This is a genomic window from Thermogutta sp., assembly GCF_039793925.1.
Classification (GTDB): domain Bacteria; phylum Planctomycetota; class Planctomycetia; order Pirellulales; family Thermoguttaceae; genus Thermogutta.
Window position 1 is genome coordinate 1 of record NZ_JBAMME010000223.1, and the last position, 4230, is coordinate 4230.

Annotated in this window: 7 protein-coding genes; 1 reads left to right on the forward strand and 6 read right to left on the reverse strand. The window is 56.5% G+C overall.

The features are described from left to right. The coding region (locus tag ABJK56_RS09295) for a hypothetical protein (protein WP_347244392.1) at positions 1-270 on the reverse strand (270 nt) is incomplete at its 3' end. Between ABJK56_RS09295 and ABJK56_RS09300 the strand changes: the two genes are divergently transcribed. Continuing rightward, positions 262-543: a hypothetical protein gene (locus ABJK56_RS09300; RefSeq protein ID WP_347244393.1), complete on the forward strand. Its 282-nt coding sequence runs from the start codon at positions 262-264 to the stop codon at positions 541-543. The two genes, ABJK56_RS09295 and ABJK56_RS09300, sit on opposite strands and share 9 nt — an antisense overlap. On the opposite strand, the gene ABJK56_RS09305 is transcribed toward ABJK56_RS09300, so the two are convergent. The 5 genes from ABJK56_RS09305 to ABJK56_RS09325 all read right to left on the reverse strand — a co-directional run bounded on the left by ABJK56_RS09305 (position 503) and on the right by ABJK56_RS09325 (position 4073). Further along, positions 503-994 carry a hypothetical protein gene (locus tag ABJK56_RS09305; RefSeq protein WP_347244394.1) on the reverse strand — a complete coding sequence of 164 codons (492 nt, stop codon included), beginning with the start codon at positions 992-994 and terminating at the stop codon, positions 503-505. The genes ABJK56_RS09300 and ABJK56_RS09305 overlap by 41 nt on opposite strands. Before the next feature lie 15 nt (positions 995-1009). After that, entirely contained in the window at positions 1010-1897 is an 888-nt protein-coding gene (locus ABJK56_RS09310; RefSeq protein WP_347244395.1) for an RHS repeat-associated core domain-containing protein, read from the reverse strand. A 61-nt stretch (positions 1898-1958) separates the two neighbouring features. Beyond that, positions 1959-2297 (reverse strand): hypothetical protein, encoded by a 339-nt coding sequence (locus ABJK56_RS09315; protein ID WP_347244396.1) that lies wholly within the window; start codon positions 2295-2297, stop codon positions 1959-1961. A 257-nt stretch (positions 2298-2554) separates the two neighbouring features. Next, complete coding sequence (locus tag ABJK56_RS09320) at positions 2555-3424, reverse strand: RHS repeat-associated core domain-containing protein (RefSeq protein ID WP_095415924.1); 870 nt, start codon at positions 3422-3424, stop codon at positions 2555-2557. A gap of 67 nt (positions 3425-3491) precedes the next feature. Next, complete coding sequence (locus ABJK56_RS09325) at positions 3492-4073, reverse strand: hypothetical protein (protein WP_095415923.1); 582 nt, start codon at positions 4071-4073, stop codon at positions 3492-3494. Positions 4074-4230: the final 157 nt, after the last annotated feature.

Genomic DNA, 4230 nt, shown 5'->3' on the forward strand with positions numbered 1-4230 from the left:
GCCGCCGTCAACCGCCTCCTCGGCCAAAATCTGGTCCACCGCCGGGCCCCAGAGGTAACGCCACTCCAGATCACCTGTTTGAACTAGCCCGGAGCCCGTCCGCCGAAAGTCCATCACCACCTGGTTGCCATCATAGACCAGGTTCTGTTTCTGTTCGTAGTCGCCGTCCCCGTTAAGGTCGCCCAGTTTCCGGACCATACGGTTCTGATAATCGTACCAGTACCGGATCACCCAATCCACGGCCGCCCCATAGCTGGGCCGATGCGACACCTTCGTCAGCCGGTTCCGGTGGTCCCAGGTGTACTGGGTGATGTCGGTGTCACCCGCGTCGAGCTGGCCGTTCTGATTGGCGTCGATGAAGCGGTGCGTGCGGTTCCCCTCGGCATCGTAGAGGTAACGGTAGGTGCCGTCGGAGAGAAGCTGGTTGTTCGTGCCGGTGGTGTAGGTGCTGCCGTTGGCGGTAACGCGGTTGCCGTTGGGCTGCCTATTATCCCTTTCCAGATCACCAACAAACTAGGAACGGTGGAAGCGAGAGGGTGTTGATGACGTCCTCCACAAGTTGAAACGGCTTTTCGTAGGGGCCTTCAATGCTATCTACGTAAGTTATGCGACCTGCCGGACCAATAGTTATGTCCAAGGTTCCGCTATAGTTTCGCTCGAAGTAGCAGTCAACTACCCGATGGTATGCGTTTCCTCCCGGGTCGACCCAATCGACCTCCAGATGTGATTCACCCGAAGGGTTAATACGTGTCGTTACGCGCGACCCTTCGGCCAGATATGGCAAACAGGTGCGACCTCCGGTGTAGGAAAGCACCACATCCTGGATCGGTTTTCCCGAGTCGTTTTGAAGGGTCACGGAAACGCCGCTCGCGTATTGCCACTTGAGGAACAACAACACAGCAAACGCGATGACTGCAAAGAGCACAACAGCGCAGACAACGCCTTTCCATGTCAGTGGACCAGTTACCCTAAGATACAAGCCTTTCGGCCACATCGCCATCTGCTCCGATCAATAGCGTTCGTAGCTGTTCGCGGGTGGTGTCCCTCCAGGCGATAACTGAAGGCGGCCTTCATGAACTGCGCTTTCGCACCCGCGCGAGCAGTCTTCGTCCGATCTTGCAGATTTACCAATCTTCCTTCCCACAGCATTGTTGAACTGATCCATCGCCTCTTCGGCAGCTGGCTGATCATCTCGCGCGCAGTATTCATGGACGTCTGCAATTCGTTTCGCCACGTCCTGGCCAAGCCGTCTACACATGAGGCACGACCAATAGCAGTGCCGAAATGCATCTGCTGGGCCATTATGCAGTCCGTCCGGTCCACCTGGTAGGCGCTCGGCGACTCGCTGCGTTTCCCGAATCGCTTGGTGCGAAAGCCTGTTGGCGATCCACGCATTGATGGGACCGACAGCCCGAATCTGCGCCCATCCTTCACCGCATGGACACGGACTTTGCTTCAAACCGGTTGGGTCTTGAAAGCCTGTAGGTTTATTCCCCACATACCGATACAAATTCGCGTCGCCGCCGTCAAAACCGATGGGGTCCTCGCTCAGCCAGCGGCCGACACGAAAATCGTACCAGCGGTTGAGGTTGTTCTGCAATACGGTGTCGGGGTCGAAGGGTCGGGCGGTGAAGAGAAACAGAGAATCCACCGCCGGGTTGCTCTCGGCCGTCACTCTGCCGAAGGCGTCGTAGATGAGGTGATTGACCACGGTGGTCATGTCGCTGCCCGGATCGTACTTCGCGATGTCCCGGACCGTGTTCAGGTGGTCCGTCAGGGTCCACGGTACGAGGTCTGCCGTGCCGCCGTCAACCGCCTCCTCGGCCAAAATCTGGTCCACCGCCGGGCCCCAGAGGCCCAGCCTGGCGGGTCGAGCGCACCGAAGACCAACCATCATCAAACCATCACCTGACCAAACGGGCGGGTTTTCGCCTCCGGCTCAATCTACCCTACGGGGGCTACTTTTGTCCCCCTTGCTGATCGCCCTGAAAGGCTCCGGTATCCCACTGTTGCCGGACCGCTTTCCGACAATGTTCCAAGTAGTCGCGCAAGTGTCCCGTTTCACGAGAGGCGACCTCAACAGCCTCAAGATAGTCAATGGCAGCAATCCCATTTGCAGAAAGGTATCGGATGTGGAATTTGGCGATTTGGTCAAGCTCTTTCCCGCAAATCTCGGCCGACGCGGCATACCTGGCCTGTAGCTGCGCACGAGAGAGAGACTCGCTATACGCGATGAAGCTAACCACGACCAACCAAATGATGCAGAGTGCACAAATCACCCGCGACATATGCGCCATGGCATTTCTCCCTCGCGCCTTGTCAAGAAGAACTCGCCATCCACAACACGCCTAAATGAATACAGACACCTCCGTCAATTGGCCGTTTCACCGCTTACCGGGGGCGTGGTTTACACACGCTAAGCTCCCCGACCTGGCGTGGCCCAGGGGACCAGCGTAAGTCCGCGTCGAAGGCGACTGCTGCTCATGAATCGCGCTCTGATGCATTGCGCTATGGCCACGATAACACGACGCGATGGGCCTTACAAAGGTTTTGTTCAGTCTCCTCGTCGGCCTGACCGTATGCCTGCCCATAGCTCAAGGTCGGCTTGGTATACGAAGGAACACTTTATGCAATTCCAAAAGGAGAGGTCCTTCCGCCTCCCCTTCAGAAGGCCGGCGGTGATCGCCGACCTTGCGAACCACCTGCAATCGCGCACCCCGGCGATATATCTGCCTGGAGTACTCTTGGTTTGGCTAACAAACTCTCTGACCCCTTGCTGAAACGCTGCCTTGTCATAACACTCGTCAAAGATCATAACCTCCACACACACCGAATAGCCATGCCCGTGGGCGATGGTTGCTGGGTCTGCCTCCGGATAAACTTCCAGGTCATTGTCACGTATGTCTCCCTGGCCGACAACATTCAGCCGCTCTTCGAAGAATCCCCACCCTTGGCCATCGATTGTAATGAACCAATGGCTTGGAACACGCCCCCAGAGGGGATCACCCTTAATGAACCCCGTGCAATATTTCACGCCGGAGGGGATCGCTTTAAGACCATCCGGGTCGGCCAGCCTTTGGGGCACGTTCCCCCCATACCGATACAAATTCGCGTCCCCACTGGCAAAGCCAATCGGGTCCTCGCTCAGCCAGCGGCCGACGTGGGCATCATACCAGCGGTTGAGGTTGTTCTGCAATCCGGTGTCGGTGTCGAAGGGTCGCGCGGTGAAGAGGAACAATGAGTCCACCGCCGCATTACTCTCCGACGTCACCTTGCCGAAGGCGTCGTAGATGAGGTGGTTGACCACGGTGGTCATGTCGCTGCCCGAATCGTACTTGGCAATGTCCCGAACCGTGTTCAAGTGGTCCGTGAGGGTCCACTGTACAAGGTCGGGTGTGCCGCCGTCAACGGCCTTTTCGGCCAAAGTTGGTCACATCAAGTGCATGGTCGCTTTCAGACAGTCAGGCAAATCTGTCTCTGTCGCCATGCCACTATTGCGCAAGTTTCTTGTCACGCACATCGCGGCGCAGAATTCGTATTGGCTCCGAAAGGCTATCATCGCTGAGCAAGAGGCCGAAATAGAGGTTTTGATCGAGCTCGAACTGGCGAGGTAGTACAACCGTCGCTGCCCTCCGTTCCTCAGGAAGCTGTTTAGCGACCTCCTCATCAAAAGTGATCGAGAGGACTCCCAGACGCATGGCTGATTCAACACTGAGGTCCTTGATTACCCGAAAAGATCCCTTCTCGTGAAATCTCACCGAGTAAGCCGTGCCTGCATCCACCCACTCCAACCGCATGCTACTCTTCACCACTTTGGGATCTAACTCAGAGCGAGAGACAAAATAAACGCCTGCGATACTCGCATCATCAAGTGTCAGCCATGCAATATCTAAGGAAAATACATCATCGGAGTTTAGAACGCGTGAGGGACGCATGATTGCCCATAAAACAATGGGCTGTCGAAGGGCTTGTGAGCCACCGGCCTTAAGAGACTCACGAGCCCTGAAACACGCAGGTAGTACCTCTGGATCAAAGACGGACTCACCCCGAAGGATACCGTCCAAAATGCTCACTGTATGCTCCACTTTTGCATGATCACGCCTACCAAGGTCGCATCCAATCACGAGACTCGTCAATGGGACCAGGGCCCAGCACACGCTCAATCGCATCACGAAGCTCCTCCCATGTTGGTCCTCTGCCATAAGGGGGATAGCCGTAGAATCCCGGAAT

Excerpts from the sequence above, each read along its gene's own strand:
- ABJK56_RS09300 (WP_347244393.1), top strand. The coding sequence starts at position 262 with ATGCGACACCTTCGTCAGCCGGTTCCGGTGGTCCCAGGTGTACTGGGT.
- ABJK56_RS09305 (WP_347244394.1), bottom strand. The coding sequence starts at position 994 with ATGTGGCCGAAAGGCTTGTATCTTAGGGTAACTGGTCCACTGACATGG.
- ABJK56_RS09310 (WP_347244395.1), bottom strand. The coding sequence starts at position 1,897 with ATGATGGTTGGTCTTCGGTGCGCTCGACCCGCCAGGCTGGGCCTCTGG.
- ABJK56_RS09315 (WP_347244396.1), bottom strand. The coding sequence starts at position 2,297 with ATGGCGCATATGTCGCGGGTGATTTGTGCACTCTGCATCATTTGGTTG.